The sequence below is a fragment of the Microcoleus sp. MON2_D5 genome (genome assembly GCF_036701905.1).
Taxonomy (GTDB): domain Bacteria; phylum Cyanobacteriota; class Cyanobacteriia; order Cyanobacteriales; family Microcoleaceae; genus Microcoleus.
Genome location: NZ_JAUBRM010000119.1, coordinates 1 through 14,524 on the forward strand (window position 1 = coordinate 1; position 14,524 = coordinate 14,524).

At 45.3% G+C, this 14,524-nt stretch carries 19 protein-coding genes; 11 read left to right on the top strand and 8 right to left on the bottom strand.

Features of this window, described 5'->3' with window-relative positions; all coding sequences use genetic code 11:
- The first annotated feature begins 96 nt into the window (after positions 1-96).
- Together QUA47_RS27510 and QUA47_RS27515 are read left to right on the top strand one after the other, a co-directional pair.
- Positions 97-462 carry a four helix bundle protein gene (locus tag QUA47_RS27510; RefSeq protein ID WP_333433110.1) on the top strand — a complete coding sequence of 122 codons (366 nt, stop codon included), beginning with the start codon at positions 97-99 and terminating at the stop codon, positions 460-462.
- 72 nt (positions 463-534) lie between these two features.
- Positions 535-1,212 (top strand): N-acetylmannosamine-6-phosphate 2-epimerase, encoded by a 678-nt coding sequence (locus QUA47_RS27515; protein WP_333433111.1) that lies wholly within the window; start codon positions 535-537, stop codon positions 1,210-1,212.
- A gap of 181 nt (positions 1,213-1,393) precedes the next feature.
- On the opposite strand, the gene QUA47_RS27520 is transcribed toward QUA47_RS27515, so the two are convergent.
- Positions 1,394-1,753, bottom strand: coding sequence for a phage holin family protein (locus QUA47_RS27520; protein WP_190734240.1), 360 nt, complete (start codon positions 1,751-1,753; stop codon positions 1,394-1,396).
- A 214-nt stretch (positions 1,754-1,967) separates the two neighbouring features.
- Between QUA47_RS27520 and mrdA the strand changes: the two genes are divergently transcribed.
- Positions 1,968-3,782, top strand: a complete 1,815-nt coding sequence (mrdA, locus tag QUA47_RS27525) for a penicillin-binding protein 2 (RefSeq protein WP_333433112.1) — start codon at positions 1,968-1,970, stop codon at positions 3,780-3,782.
- Positions 3,783-3,878: 96 nt separating this feature from the next.
- On the opposite strand, the gene QUA47_RS27530 is transcribed toward mrdA, so the two are convergent.
- The 3 genes from QUA47_RS27530 to QUA47_RS27540 all read right to left on the bottom strand — a co-directional run bounded on the left by QUA47_RS27530 (position 3,879) and on the right by QUA47_RS27540 (position 5,959).
- Positions 3,879-4,043 carry a hypothetical protein gene (locus tag QUA47_RS27530; RefSeq protein WP_333433113.1) on the bottom strand — a complete coding sequence of 55 codons (165 nt, stop codon included), beginning with the start codon at positions 4,041-4,043 and terminating at the stop codon, positions 3,879-3,881.
- Positions 4,044-4,462: 419 nt separating this feature from the next.
- Positions 4,463-4,618: a hypothetical protein gene (locus QUA47_RS27535; protein WP_333282244.1), complete on the bottom strand. Its 156-nt coding sequence runs from the start codon at positions 4,616-4,618 to the stop codon at positions 4,463-4,465.
- A gap of 309 nt (positions 4,619-4,927) precedes the next feature.
- Positions 4,928-5,959 carry a hypothetical protein gene (locus QUA47_RS27540; protein WP_333433114.1) on the bottom strand — a complete coding sequence of 344 codons (1,032 nt, stop codon included), beginning with the start codon at positions 5,957-5,959 and terminating at the stop codon, positions 4,928-4,930.
- 102 nt (positions 5,960-6,061) lie between these two features.
- On the opposite strand from QUA47_RS27540, the gene QUA47_RS27545 reads away from it, so the two are divergent.
- Complete coding sequence (locus tag QUA47_RS27545; protein ID WP_333221162.1) at positions 6,062-6,997, top strand: metallophosphoesterase; 936 nt, start codon at positions 6,062-6,064, stop codon at positions 6,995-6,997.
- A gap of 27 nt (positions 6,998-7,024) precedes the next feature.
- On the top strand, positions 7,025-7,507 hold the full coding sequence (locus tag QUA47_RS27550; RefSeq protein WP_333433115.1) for a PD-(D/E)XK nuclease superfamily protein: 483 nt from the start codon (positions 7,025-7,027) through the stop codon (positions 7,505-7,507).
- A gap of 86 nt (positions 7,508-7,593) precedes the next feature.
- On the opposite strand, the gene QUA47_RS27555 is transcribed toward QUA47_RS27550, so the two are convergent.
- Positions 7,594-8,469, bottom strand: a complete 876-nt coding sequence (locus QUA47_RS27555; RefSeq protein WP_333433116.1) for a DNA adenine methylase — start codon at positions 8,467-8,469, stop codon at positions 7,594-7,596.
- 274 nt (positions 8,470-8,743) lie between these two features.
- On the opposite strand from QUA47_RS27555, the gene QUA47_RS27560 reads away from it, so the two are divergent.
- The 3 genes from QUA47_RS27560 (at position 8,744) to QUA47_RS27570 (ending at position 10,534) form a co-directional block, all read left to right on the top strand.
- The gene (locus tag QUA47_RS27560; protein WP_190657763.1) at positions 8,744-8,947 is read left to right on the top strand and encodes a DUF751 family protein; all 204 of its coding nucleotides are present in this window, start codon (positions 8,744-8,746) and stop codon (positions 8,945-8,947) included.
- 341 nt (positions 8,948-9,288) lie between these two features.
- Positions 9,289-9,681: a PadR family transcriptional regulator gene (locus QUA47_RS27565; RefSeq protein ID WP_190657761.1), complete on the top strand. Its 393-nt coding sequence runs from the start codon at positions 9,289-9,291 to the stop codon at positions 9,679-9,681.
- Between the two features lie 319 nt (positions 9,682-10,000).
- Entirely contained in the window at positions 10,001-10,534 is a 534-nt protein-coding gene (locus QUA47_RS27570; protein ID WP_190734228.1) for a cofactor assembly of complex C subunit B, read from the top strand.
- Between the two features lie 340 nt (positions 10,535-10,874).
- Here the strand turns inward: QUA47_RS27570 and QUA47_RS27575 are convergent, their stop codons facing one another.
- Positions 10,875-11,198, bottom strand: a complete 324-nt coding sequence (locus tag QUA47_RS27575; RefSeq protein WP_006635576.1) for a DUF3155 domain-containing protein — start codon at positions 11,196-11,198, stop codon at positions 10,875-10,877.
- Between the two features lie 106 nt (positions 11,199-11,304).
- Entirely contained in the window at positions 11,305-11,472 is a 168-nt protein-coding gene (locus tag QUA47_RS27580; protein WP_333433117.1) for a hypothetical protein, read from the bottom strand.
- 121 nt (positions 11,473-11,593) lie between these two features.
- Here QUA47_RS27580 and QUA47_RS27585 point away from each other — a divergent pair, with 121 nt between their 5' ends.
- From QUA47_RS27585 to QUA47_RS31100, 3 genes are all read left to right on the top strand, one after another.
- Positions 11,594-12,979 (top strand): ATP-binding protein, encoded by a 1,386-nt coding sequence (locus QUA47_RS27585; RefSeq protein WP_333433118.1) that lies wholly within the window; start codon positions 11,594-11,596, stop codon positions 12,977-12,979.
- A gap of 28 nt (positions 12,980-13,007) precedes the next feature.
- On the top strand, positions 13,008-13,700 hold the full coding sequence (locus tag QUA47_RS27590; RefSeq protein ID WP_333433119.1) for a hypothetical protein: 693 nt from the start codon (positions 13,008-13,010) through the stop codon (positions 13,698-13,700).
- Positions 13,701-14,049: 349 nt separating this feature from the next.
- A complete protein-coding gene (locus tag QUA47_RS31100; RefSeq protein WP_445302552.1) occupies positions 14,050-14,154 on the top strand; it encodes a transposase in 105 nt (34 codons plus the stop codon).
- Positions 14,155-14,318: 164 nt separating this feature from the next.
- On the opposite strand, the gene QUA47_RS27600 is transcribed toward QUA47_RS31100, so the two are convergent.
- Positions 14,319-14,524: HAMP domain-containing sensor histidine kinase (locus QUA47_RS27600; protein WP_333433120.1), on the bottom strand; the 206-nt coding region annotated here is incomplete at its 5' end.

The following is a 14,524-nucleotide window of genomic DNA, read 5'->3' on the forward strand; positions in this document are numbered from 1 at the left end:
CCCCTTTCATTTATTATCAAACTTTCCTATTTTACCATAGAAATTCATATTTACATCTCAAATGGAATTGCTATATAATTAGTTTTTGACGTAATTATGGGAAGACCTGATTTTGAGGAATTAGAGGTTTATAAGTTGGCGGAAAGTTGGGCGAATCAGATTTGGGAGATTGTTAAAAAATGGGATTACTTCACAAAAGATACGATGGGCAAACAGATAGTTCGGTCTGCGGATAGTGTCTGTGCTAATATTGCTGAAGGAAGAGGTCGTTATAATGACCAAGATAATCGGCGTTTTGTAAAAATTGCAAGAGGCTCTTTGTACGAAACAGTAAACTGGTTAAGATTAGCCTATGCTAGACAACTTATCACCAGCGAAGAAGTAAGCAAATTTAAACCAATTGTCGATAAACTACTACCAAAACTTAACGCTTATTTGAGTTCAATAGGGCACAGGGAATAAATTACAAAAAAAACCCGATGCCCGATGCCCGATGCCCCATCCCCATTCCCCATTCCCCATTCCCCATTCCCCATGATTAATTATCAAATTCCTACAGGATTAATTGTTTCTTGTCAAGCACCTGCTGATTCGCCGCTGCACGATCCGATCGTAATTGCGGCAATGGCTCGAACCGCCATCAATCGAGGTGCCTCGGGCGTGCGGATTGACACTCCGGCTCACATTGCAGCGGTGCGAAAACAGATATCCGCTCCCATAATTGGGATTTGGAAGCAGCAATTGCCGGGATGCGAGATTTACATTACTCCTCGGTTTGAAGACGCGCGGGCGATCGCGGCTTCGGGAGCTGATATTATTGCCGTGGATGCTACTCTGAGAAACCGTCCTGCTGGTGGCGAAGACTTAAAGACATTAATCGACCGAATTCACAGTGAATTGGGCAAATTAGTGATGGCAGATGTAGATACAATAGAAGCTGCGATCGCGGCAACCGAAGCGGGTGCAGATACTGTAGCAACTACTCTTTTTGGCTATACTGCCCAAACGGAAAATTTTTCGCCGCCGGGATTTGATTTGCTTGCGGAAATGGTAGAAAAGCTTAAGGTTCCCGTTATCTGCGAAGGCGGGATATCGGGGCCGGAAATCGCTAAAAAAGCCTTGGATTTAGGAGCGGTGGCTGTTGTTGTGGGGACAGATATTACTGGGATCGATCTTAAGGTGAGAGCCTATAAGTCGGCAATTGGGAACTAAGAAGGAAGAGGGAAGAAGGAAGAGGGAAGAGGGAAGAGGGAAGAGGGAAGAGGGGACAAGGAAGAAGGGAGAAGGGAGAAGAAATATTCGGCGATTGAAATCGGTTCTAGACAAACGAAACGCGCAAGGCAAGGGTGGGAAAAATCGAGGGATTTCAATCGCCCTTTTTCAGGGGGAGTTGCTAAATTAGTGCGCCGTTGATAAAGCTGCTAACTACAGCCAAGGCGATCGCCCCCAGTACCGCGCTCCAAAGACCCATCCGCAAGCTAAATCCTTCAACTAACTTCGCAGCCGAGGCAAAAACAATCACATTCATTACAAAAGCAAACAGGCCGGAAAGCAATCCCAGCGTTAGTAGGTTCGGCACGAAAAAAACTGCTTTCAGAATTGGCAAAATTAAAACATTCAAAATTCCCAAAACCGCCGCGGAAATTACTGCTTTCGGTGTGCTGTCAATTTCTACGCCGATCGGCAGTTGAGAAATTAGCAGCAAGCTGCTGCCCGTCACGAGCCAAGCAATCAAAAAATCGATCGGTTCCACAGCGCTCTTACCTCCTTAACAGTTGAATTGTCACAAAAACCTGATATTTAACATCTACGCTAATCACACAATCCGGCTGATTCGTCTGCCAATCGACAGAATTTATGTCTGTTACTAAAGAGTTAGAAGTTATAATCCCTGTATCATCTGCCAAATCATCCGGATGGGAACCGTATCAACCTGTTAGTTGAATAAAAAGAGCAGATTAATTAATATGGCTGGCGATTTTTCTTTTAACTCTAAAATCCGATTAGACAAAAATGGCTTGGACAATCCTGCACGGCAACGCAGCCGCTCGCTCCAAGTTATGATTTTTATGCTGTTCGTCACTACCTTGGTGACGCTACCAATATTTCGTCTAGCCGAACTGCAACTGGTACAGGGAGCCTACAACCGACAGCGGGCGGAAAATAACCGCATTCGCCCTGTTTCAGTCCCAGCGACTCGCGGTCAAATTTTAGACCGCAGCGGCCAGATTTTTGCGGCCAACCGCGTATCTCGATCGGTCTATGTGTGGCCAAAAGAGCGATCGGCCCAGGAGTGGCAAGAGATCGCCGCTACACTGGACCCGATCGTCAAACTTCCCGCGGCCGAAATTATCAAAAAAATCGATGCCGTTGGCTACAAATCAGCCCTACCAGTGCGAATTAGTAAAGATATCGATGTCGGTACTTTCGTCGCTTTGGGAGAACAAACTAATGCTTTGCGGGGAGTTGAAATTCGCGTAGAATCGAGCCGAGACAATCCCCACCAGCAATTAGCAGCTCACCTTTTGGGATACGTCGGCGAAGCTAGTTTAGAGCAATTAAAAGCTAATCCTGCATATCCGATGGGGATGCTCGTCGGTCAAATGGGAGTTGAAAAATTAGCCAATTCAACTTTAGAGGGCGTTTGGGGAAACCGTTTAATCGAGGTGAATGCTAAGGGCGAGGAAATCCAAGATTTAGGTGTAAAAGAGCCTATTCCCGGCAAACCGGTGCAGCTAACTTTAGATTTAGATATGCAGAAAACTGCGGAAAAAGCTTTGGGCGAGCGCCTGGGTGCAGTTGTGGCGATCGACGTGAAAACCGGCGCTCTTTTAACAATGGCTAGTTGGCCGACATTTGATCCCAATATTTTCACCCGCAAGGTAACTCAAAAAGAATGGGATCGGCTGCAAGGGCCAGAAAAACCCTTTTTAAATCGAGCAGTTCAAGGTTATCCAGTCGGTAGCACTTTTAAAATTGTCACTGCTGTAGCCGGCATGGAGTCGGGCAAGTTTTCTCCTGACTCTACTTTGGTAAGTTCTTCTTCAATTAACATCGGCGGAATTTCCTTTAACGAACACGGCGCCGGTTACGGCACGATCGGTTTCCGCGATGCTTTGGCCTACAGCAGCAATACGTTTTTCTATCAAGTAGGCATGGAAGCCGGGCCGGAAGAAATGGCGAAATGGGCTAAGAAAATGGGCATTGGCGGTACTATTAATTTAGAACTTTTGGGGTTGGAATCCGCCAATCACGGTCAAGTTCCGATCCCAGCAGAGAAACAGAAAATGTATGGGGAAGATTGGTATGTGGGCGATACGGTAACAATGGCGATCGGTCAAGGTTTGGTACTTTGTACTCCCCTAGAATTGGCAGTGATGGTGTCAACTATTGCCAACGGTGGTTGGCGAGTGCAGCCACATTTGTTGGCTTCTCAAACCAATACGCCTGTTACTCAAAAAATTTCAACAGGTATTAAGCCGGCAACTTTAAATGTCATTAAACAAGGATTGATTGAGGTGGTGAAAAAAGGTACAGGCCGCGGCTTGAATGATGGTACTATTCCTTTAAGTGCGGGCAAAACTGGAACGGTGGAAATGCCCGGTCATCCTGACAATTCTATGTATGTGGGTTTTGCTCCTGCTGACAAACCTGAAGTTGCGATCGCAGTTATAGTTGAAGGCGGCGGATATGGTGCTGTAGCGGCGGCACCAATTGCTCACGAGGTATTTAGAACCTATTTTCAAAAGCAGGGTTTTAAACCTACTAATAAGCCTCTATAGTCATTAGTTAATTGTTGACTGTTGACTGTTGACTGTTCTCTTTTTGTCCCATACTTCGATCGCACTATCCTTGATATCTGGGAAAAGTGCGATCGATCAAAAATTTTCCCCTACCACTCGTCTCACTTCCACGGTCGATAAATTCATCATTTGCGCTACCTGTTCCAGACTCATTCCAGAATTTAAAAGTTGAGTTACGAGCTGGCGCAATGTTGACTCCGCCGCCAGTCGTCCCAGGTTTTCTTCCTTGTGAGTCTTCAAAAACTCACCCGTTTCAGGAACTCTAAACCTCAATTCTCCTGAAATTATATGCAATTCCAGTCCCAGCACTTCACTGAACAACCACAGCGTATCGAAAGCGATCTTGTTGGCTGCAATCGGCTCGTACTGATTGTTATCAAACCTACTTCCTGTAAAATCGAATTCAGATAATCGGCCGACGGATTGTACTGAAAATATTCCCTAACTCCCCAAGACCCATAAATTTCCGGTTTACTTTCTTGGTCTTTCGTCTGAGTTGCTGCCGAAGTAATTTATAACACAAAATCTGGAGGAAGTCCGCCTTCTTCCCAAACTTTATAATTATCCCTTTTGTGGTTGGCAAATCCAAACACCACATAAATATCCGGAGCAACAACCGCTTGGTTGTTCTCTTGTCCATAATAAATGAAAGAATTAGCTCACAGGTAAAAATTAGAACGTTCTTGGAAGTAAAGCTTGACAGCTTCTACACTGTAAGTCATGTAATCGCGCGTGATGCCGCTTTCAGCCCTCGGGTTTCCGTCGCTGCTGGGATATTCAATTTCTACTTGTTCGACTTGAGTTAAAATTGTCATTTTTCAATTTTCCTCAAAGTTAATTAATTTAATGTAGGGTAAATAAGCGTTCTAAGGTTTCTAGTGAGAACTTCATTCCTAGTAGTTTTATGAGGACTGAAGTCCTCACTACAAACCTATTTAATTGTGGTCGTGACCGCTGACATCATATGATTTAATGCTAGCCTTCTGTCGGAGGTGGGAAAAGTTCGATATTTCTCAAACAAATCAACAGCCGTAAGGTACGCAGGGAACACGCTACATAATTAGGTTCTGCGTCCTGGACTGTAAGGCTGGTAAGATGGTGTACAGATACAGACTCTTTAAATTCTAATTAATCCCTCTATCTAAAATAATCATTTCCGAACCAACAACCGGACTTCTAGCTATTAACTTGCCTTGCATATTCGCAATTTCTAACTTGCTGAAATCGAGTGAGTTAGCCTCCTTCCACATCTTCGTTGCTAGTTGATTTTGCTCAACTTCGCTGAGTTTGTACCAATCTTCAGCGACTTTTACTGTCAAAATGCTGCTGGAAAAATTAGCTTGAACAGACTCAACTAAACTGCCGCCCAGTCGATTCTTAATGTCAGTAACTTGATTTTGAATCGCAGCAATCAGAGACTGTTCGGGCGTCAGCGGTGGCGGTGGGATAATTTCTACTGGTTGCGGTTTTTCCGGAGCCACTAAATCGGGCAACTTGCTTTTGAATTTAGCAGAGATTGGCTCAGACGCTACGATCGCCTCTGGGGATTTCGGCGTTCCCGGCCCCACAAAATCGTCAAAGGTTGGCGGCGATTGCGGCGCTGCTGCGAGAGGCACTTTTGCTAGTTTCTCCGGCGGTTTTGCCGAGAAACTATTGAAAGTTAAACCGACTACAACGATCAGAATTGCTGCTATGGCGGCGTTTAAAATTGGATCGGACAGCTTCTGGTTCGTAGATGGTGGCAGTAGCGATCGCACTAACCGCACAATACTTTGCCAAAGTACACCGGCGTTCTCTAAAAAGCTCCCTTCCCTGCGTTGGGATACAGGCTTTTTATCAAATTTTACAGCAACTTTTGGTGGCACGCTGTTAACTTCCGCAGCAACAGCGGGAGGAGTTACTGTTGCTGAGTCAGAAGCAGTGGGCGCGATCGGCTTTTGGAGCTGCAACGGGGGTTCGGTTGGTAATTTTTTGCCTTTTTTTCCCAAATTCCCAATCGACGCAATCAAAGCTTTGATTCTCTGATTTTTGGGAACCGCGCTGCTGGCATTTTGAGTTTTGCTGCCAGTGGGGGCAGACTTTGCAGCCGAATCAACCTGCGGTGTCGGAGATTGAGAGGGTTCTGGAATTGACTGGTTTAGTTGTTCTTCGGACATTTTCTCTGCCTTGGGGCGTTGCAAATATATCTAAAAGCGATAAATTTTAGTTGAGCCATCTCAACCTTAATTTATCATTTCATTAGTTGTAACTGAATCAAAATGAGCATCAAACGCCGTCACTTTCTAATTTTAGGCAGTCTCAGCAGCTTAGGTTTGGCCGGAGTCTGGAAAATGTTTCAGCTTCGGACTGCCTGGGGTACAGACGCCAAGGCTGCTGTGCCTTCTAACGTTGAAGCAGAAAGGGCGAGCGTCCCATTGCCGGCCTCACCGCCTATTTTACGCTTTATTTCGGTGGCCGACACCGGTACCGGCGCTGAAGGTCAGTATGCTGTGGCTGAGGCGATGGCGCAATATCACCGGGAAAACCCTTTTAATGTTGCTGTTCTCGCCGGCGACAATATCTACAATAACGGCGAATTTGAAAAAATTAATGCTGTTTTCGAGAAGCCTTATGGGCCGTTATTGCAGCAAAACGTAAAATTTTATGCTTGTCTGGGAAATCACGACATCCGCACTGGTAACGGCGACCAGCAAGTTAAATATGCTGGTTTTAATATGCAAGGTCGCTACTATACTTTTCGCCGCGATCCGGTACAGTTTTTTGCTTTAGATACCAATCACAATGCTGACTGGGAAAATCAGCTTGCTTGGCTGGAAAAAGAGTTGAGTCAGAGCACCGCACCTTGGAAAGTTGTGTTCGGTCACCACCCGATTTATTCCTCTGGCGTCTACGGATCGAATCAATCTTTTATTAAGAGTTTGGCGCCTTTGTTTCAAAAGTACGGCGTGCAGCTTTATATCAACGGACACGAACACAGTTACGAACGCACTCGCTCAATTAACGGTACGACTTATTTAATTTGCGGGGCTGGCGCTGGCACTCGTCCCGTGGGGCGTTCTGAGTGGACGGAGTATTCTGCTAGCCGCCTGAGTTTTGCGACGTTTGATGTCTATGATGACCGGATGTTTGTCAGTTCTATAGGTACTGACAAACGGGTTTTCGACCGAGGGGTGATTCAAGTGCGATCGGCTTAATTCAGATTATATTCAGGAGCAAACAAAATGAATAGGGGTTTTAGAGCCAATAAAACTGGTTTTGTTTTAGAAACAACTGTAGAAGGTACGTTGAGAGGCCACGGATATCTCGAAATATGCCCCCAGTTGCCGAAAAAGCGCAAGCGAGATTGGCTCTTAATCTCTACTGAAAATCCCAAGCGATATGCTAAACAGGTTTATATCGGGTCTAGCATTTATGAAACTGAAATAAATGTCGATTTTTATATTGTGGGTTCCGGTTTGTTTCCTCGGGGTCTAATTGTTGAATGCAAGTGGCAAGAAGACAAAGGTTCAGTAGACGAGAAGTATCCTTACCTCAATTTAAATATTAAAAATTGTTATCCGGTGCCAACTATTGTTATAGTGGGTGGTGACGGTATGAGGCAAGGTTCGATCGACTGGTTTAAAAAACAAATTCCTGAGAATCCAAATCTGTTGGCAGTTCACAAGCTCGAAGGTTTTATTACCTGGGCTAACAAATATCTGTAACAGGAATTACAAAACTTTGCCGAGTGTGGCAACCACGTATTGCTCATGCAAAATATGCTTAATTAGAGACTTTACTTAAGTAAAATTTAAAATGAACGTATTAATAATTCCTGGATTTTTCCGCGTTTAAGACTATTAGAATTAATTCCCCTTGAGGCTGATATTTCAATGAGTTTTGGTAGAGAGTTATTTGGAAAAATTTGAGTATCGCTGTAGATTTTTTCAATAAAATCGCAGTTAGAATTAGACAGCATAACTTTCACGCCCCGTTCTGCAAGTTCTGCAAAAATATCTCTCAGTTTAAGCTGTTCCGATTCTTTGAAATTATCGCGGCTGTAGGTCGTGAAGTTACTGGTAGCACTGATTGGATAATAAGGCGGGTCAAAATAAACAAAGTCTTCGCTGCTTGTAGCAAAATCCAAAATTTCCTCGAATTTTCTGACTTCTATTTGAGCGGGCGCGAGTAAAGATGAGACCGAGCGCAGTAAATCAGCTTGACAAATGTTAGGATTTTTGTATCGACCTATGGGAACATTAAATTCACCTTTTGAGTTTTCTCTGTAGAGGCCGTTGTAACAAGTTTTATTTAGGTAAATCAGGCGTGCTGCTTTTTCTGTATCTGTTTTGTAGGAGCGCGCTCGCACCCAGTAATAATAATCTTTATTGTCCTTGGTATGTTCTAACTGATGCTCCTCTAAAAGTAGAATCAGTTCCTCAACTTTATCCCTGACACAGCGATAAGCATTAATCAACTCAGGATTAATATCTGTTAAAACAGCTTGCAAACCAGGGTGCTGCTGTGCTAAGTAAAAAAATACAGCTCCGCCACCCAAAAAAGGCTCGTAGTAAGTTGTGAACTTTTCAGGAAAATAAGGTTGATATTGTCCAATCAACCTAGTTTTGCCTCCGGCCCATTTCAGAAAGGGACGTGGCAAGACGAAAGAAGTTGCGGCAGCAGACATTTATCTAGAAATAACGGCCCTATAATATTTATCACAACTAGAACTCAATAGAAATACTTCTGAAGTTCTTACCGGAGGTCGCGTGGCATTAAACAGACAGTACCGGAGCCATCGGCGAAAAGTTTTCGTTAGAATTATATATGTCAGCCTCGGCGGCAAAAATGCCCGATCGCCCGATCGGCAGATTTAGCTTCGGCTGTGCCAAAATTGTCTAACTCGCTCACAAGTGTTACCAGTCAAAGATGGTGCTGTGACACTTTACCCCACCAAGCTCATGCAAGATTTTATTAATAACGTCTCTCGTTACCCGCGCTTTTTCATCACGATATGTCTGGGAATTTTCTTTTTCCTGTTCGAGCGACTCAAACCCCTGCTCGATCGACCGGCAACTGCGATCGCCCTGATTAGTTCGATTGTAGCGACTTTTGTCTTTCTAACTTTTACACTGCGCGCCATGTTAGGCCTGAGTTCGGTTTGAAGCCAAGCTAAAGCGCAAATATCAACGGCAAATTCAGTTAAAACACTAACTTCCAAAGTAACTGCCAACTCAGGCAGGCGATCGCACACTTGACAAGAGTCGCTGCGATAGATTGGAAGAGGAAAAAATTGCGCTAGTTACGGCAGTGCTCCTCAACAAAGGGGCAGGCAAACATTACCGAAGTGCAGGACAAGCCTTTGGGGCCATCAACATTCACTGGGGAAATACTGCACCTCTGTTTCCCCGATGTCCACTTAATCCTTAGGAAGCGGCATCTCCCGCCCCGCTTTCCTCTCCCGTTAACCTGACGGTATCACGAGAGTTTCCAGCGGACAAGACAGATGAAGTTTGAACATATCTATCAATTTTTTCAAGACCCCCCTCCTGTTTATCTAAACAAGGAATTAGCTGTGTGCTACATTCTCTCCGTGTTATTGCGCGGAGATTCCTACGGTACAGAACTGATTGGCCAACTAGAGAGGGAATTCCCCATCTACCGACTTTCTGATACCGTTCTTTACAGCGCTTTGAAATTCCTCGAAGATGAAGGCGTAATCACCGGTTACTGGAAAAAAGTAGAAGGACGCGGCCGCCCCCGCCGGATGTATCAAATCCTCCCTGAGTGGCGGCACCAAGCTCAAGACCTAGCTCGTCTCTGGCATGAGTACATCGGTCAGGGAAACGGCGCGTCAGATCGTCGTTCCCGCGCCTTAGAAACTGGTCAGACGGGTTAACCGAGTTTGAATCGGATGCCTAAACCCAAGAGAAGCTGGCGCTACTTGCAAAGCGATTTGCCCGATTGCCTTCGCTTTGCTCGATCGCCCGCGGCACAGCTATTAAAGCAGCTACACTACGTCAGGACTTACGCATTGTCACTTGAGAATTAGCGACGATGGGGAGATATGGGAATTGGGTGATGGAGAGCAAAACCCCTTGCTACAAAGCTTTCTGCGAATTTTGATAACAAAGTGTCTGCGTAAGTCCTCGATCGCTTTCGTATGTCAAGTTCTGTAAAGTAATAGTAGAGAATTTCAATTACACAAACTTCTACCGATGGATACTGCTGTTCTTCCTTCAACATTTGTGCTAACGCTACTGCTGGCTGTTGGCTTGTTTTTCTTCATCAAGGCTTCAGTCAAAGATCGAATCGAACAAGTCAAGCTGGCTTCCGAGAGCGCCCAAGAGTTACTGTTAGCCGACTTACAACAGTATTTTGCCGATAGAGCTTACCGAGTTGCAGCCGTCGATGCCCCCAACTATAAAGTCACGTTTGAGGGTTTTGTGCGCCCGAGTTGGTTTCTAGCTATTTTTCTAACTCTGCTGAGTGCAGGCGGCGCTCTGTGCTTGGGACTGGTTTTGGGAATGCTAGTTCCCCAACAGGGTCAAATTTTCCTAGCTTTGGTACTGCTGTCCCCGCTGGCGGGGGTATTTTACTGGAAAAAAGCTGGACGCTCTGAGCAAGTCTCCCTCAAACTCGAATCAGTTGCTGAGTCTGGAAGCCAAACCAAGAGCTTTGTTACTGTCAGAGCTCACCGCGATGAACTAGCAGCCATGCAAAAAGCTTTAGATTTGAAACCGCTCGATTAAAAGTTTGACGCGGAACGTTTTTTGATATGCTAGATGCCGTAGTTAGACTTCGAGCTGACAAACGGATGACTCAAGAGCGGCTCTCTCGTTGGCTGTTTTTTTGATCTACTTGTTCGATCGACCAAACAGTCAAAAAAAAACCATTATCGTGAAAGTGCCAATTGTGGCGATCGCCCTTGGGCTGCGAGCGAGCCTTTTGCGATGGCTCCTTATACCCTAATTGCTAAGGACTTTTCGCATAAATTTCAGTTGGCACTCTCCAGACAATGAGAACTCTCGCGCTTTTGTTAAAAGACTTAGAAAAACATTGCTGTCAATGTTTTGAGCTAAACATTTTGAGCTATGCGCGGCTGGCTGACACCACAGGAATTTTTTCTGTGGTAGCTTCCAACATCACCTTTAAGCTGGGAAACAAGAAATGGTTCTCTTCTACGTATTGGGCTCCAAATAAACCTTTTTCAGCCCAGAAGTATCTGTCAGTGGTATGCTCGTTACGCTTGACTAACAGCAAAGCTGGGGGAGCAATGCCTTCTGCATGGATGAACTTGCGAGCCGCTGTTACGGGTTTATCTTCGCCGCTCTCGATGCTATATTGAGGCACACACTCTAAAATTCTGCGTCCTTCTTGTCGGCGGCGACTCTTGCGTTTGCGTCTCCTGGCCAATTTCTTTACCTCCTCTGTGAGCAGACAGTATGAGCAGACAGGTTGTAATGATAGCTACCAAATCCGAGGCCAGTATATCCGTTCTAGCTCAAAAATTCAACTGTTTTTAATATATCGACATAATCTTAACATTCCTGCCGATCGACAAAAGTGTAGCGGTTGTGGTATGGTGGGCCGCAACTTCCGGCAAGAGCCAAGCTTGGGGATCGGTGGAAACTACGCAAACCCGGATGCGGGGCAATTTGGGTTCATGAAAGCCCCATGCCTTCAACATAGCTGGCTTCTATCAAAGGAAAGAAACCTGAAATCTAAAAGTCTCTCATCAGTAATCGGTAGCCGCTCGTTTGTAATTTACTTAGAATTCCGTTAGATATCTTAATGTGGCGCTCATGTTAATGCCAGCCAGTTCCGAATTTGTCAAACTTTGCCGCTCGCAGGTGGCCATCGCCGTTAGTTTGGGAGCGAAATTCAGCGCGGTATACCTGACACAAGAGTTGGTAGAAGGCAGCGAAGCAAAGTTGGTGCCGATCGCGGTTTACCCAGAAACCTCAGCCGAATCGGAAGAAAATCAGGGGTTGAGGTTGCAATCTTCCGAAAGCTCGACAGTCAAACCGGTACCGCGACTGCTGGCGCCGCCTCTTGTGGCAAAAGAATCAACGGTAGAGGCGATCGCACCCGAGCGACTTCCGGGTGAGGAGCGCAGTTCCCATCAGTGTCAAGGCCCGGAGAATGTGTGGCAGCAGCGCAGGCAAATTGTGACGCCTCTGATACACGAGGGAGCTGTAATGGGACTTCTAGTCAGCGGTCGGCAAGACAGGCCTTGGAACGAGCGAGAGGAGGCTCAGATACAACAAATTGCTCGCACCTTAGCCCTAGCCTGCATTTTAGACCAGCGATCGCAGTGGATGCAGCAGGAATTGGGTACGAGTCGGCAAATCCAGGCTCAGGTTTACGACACGATGCACAATTTGCTGCACCAGTTCAAAAGTCCGCTGACAGCGTTGCGAACTTTTGGCAAGCTGTTAACGCGGCGGCTGGTACCGGAAGACAAAAACCGCAATGTGGCTTTTAGTATTGTCCGAGAGAGCGATCGGCTGCAAGAGTTGCTCGGCCAGTTCGATCGAACCGTTGACACCGGCGAAGCACATCTAAAACTGCGATCGGGTACTTCAGAAAAAGCAATCTCCAATGTGGAATCAATCCGGCATTCTCCTCTCTCGCTGTCACCTGCTGCCAATTTGCAGGAATCCTGTTTTGTGGCAGAAGTCTTAAAACCGCTGTTAATTTCCGCCGAAGCGATGGCATCTGAAAGGAATCTGAAATTGGTAGCCGACATTCCGGCGGATTTGCCACCAGTCTGGGCGAACGATCGAGCTTTGCGCGAAGTTTTGAGCAATTTAATTGACAATGCTTTGAAATATACCCCTGCCGGCCGCCAAATTTATATTAAAGTAAGGTACAAAGCAGCGGATGGCGATCGGGCAGGATACAGCCAACTGCCTGCCATAGCAGTTGCAGTCAGCGACACTGGTTCCGGCATTCCCCCCCAGGATTTAGAGCATTTATTTGAGCGGCACTACCGGGGAGAAAAAGCGCAGACCGAAATTCCTGGGACAGGATTGGGTTTGGCGATCGCCCGGGATTTAGTCCGTCAAATGCAAGGAGAAATAGAAGTATTTTCCCCAGTCAATCCTGAATGGCTGCCCTCAGCAGAAACTAATTTATTATATCCAACGGAGCGTGGCACTACATTTGTGGTTTGGCTACCCGTGAATAAGTAACGATCCCTATTGATTAGAGACATTTTTTATGAAGCATCTGCATTTATTCGCTCAAATTCCCAAGTTGTCAAATTCTTTAGAAGTTTTCAAAAAACACTTTTTTCGTGTACGGTTTTTAGCGGCTTTTAACATTCTGACTGTTCTGATTTTGGGCGGGCTGAGCGTATACGCAAAACTCAACAACCAGGGAGACGGAGTTGAACGCCTGTTTAGCGATCCTTTTAATTTCTGGTTCCCTTACGAAGGCATTCTAACCGGAGTTTCCGAAGTCCTCTGGTGCATTCCCGTCGCAATTTGTGCATTTACTTTCGGGGTGCTGCGCCAGAAAAATCCGCGCAGTCGAGCGGCAATCTTCTTATTTTTTAGTGCTTTACTACTCGGAGTCTTTTTCCTGGATGACAGGTTTCGGATGACTTTGATTATTTCTCGGTTGGGAATATCTAAGAAATTAATTTATTTGTGTTATGGTAGTGCTGTTTTCCTTTACGGAGTTAAGTTTTGGCGATACATGAAAACCACTCCTTACCTGCCATTAGTCGCAGCATTTCTCTTGTTCGCTATCTCCCGGTTTGAGGATATGTTAAACTTGCAAAGTCAAGGAGTACACGCGATGTTAGAAGATGGCACTAAATTATTAGCTCTTCTGAATTTAGCCCTGTATTTTTGGCACGTATGTCATCAGGAAGTTGGGCGGCATTTGCAGCGAAGCGAAGATCGTTGAGCAGATGGTATTAAAAAAAAGGCGTTGCTGAATTAGGGTATCACTAAGCAACGCCGGCGATCGCATAAGAGCCAAATAATTTCTTTGATTTTGATATGGGATCGGAAGATGAGCAAACTTTAGATAGTGAATTAATAATCGAAGGGAATGTCTGAGCAACTTGTTGCGTGATGTAGAATAACAAAAAGTTTTTCCTGTCAAACGAGCTATCAGGATGTGTTAATCTTGTATTTACGCGCTCAACAATTCAGCAGCGTTCTAATTGATGTATCACCGGGTTCATAGGCTTTAACTATTTTTTTACGAAACTCGATCGAATAAAGTGTTATTTGAGCCGCTTATCTACTGAATTCAGTGTACTACACATACATGGAATTTGCTGTATTTTTACGGCACAGTTGGTAAAGGCTCGGAAGAGATTGTTAAAAAATATATTAAAAACCAACACAATTAAGTTAGAAGAATGGGCCTTTCATCCGCAGTGCCTATCACCACCCCTTCAGGGGTGGGGATAGGCGCCAAAAAAGTCTGTCAGAATTCTGATTACTTAGCAATTAGCAATTACCCGGTTCTCATGCAACTGAAAACCGCTATATGATGAATTGCCAGATGAGCTTTCTAGGCCATAGCTACCGCGAGATGGGGTCCTATACAGATAGTCGGCATCTCAATAATAAACTGCGTTCCCTGCTCTGGCGTAGAAATACAATCCAATTGAGCGCAGTGTTTTTCTAGCAGAATTTTTTTGCTGATTGACAATCCCATGCCTGTACCTTTTCCGATTGGTTTAGTAGTAAAAAAGGGAGTGAAAAGTTTAGCACGAA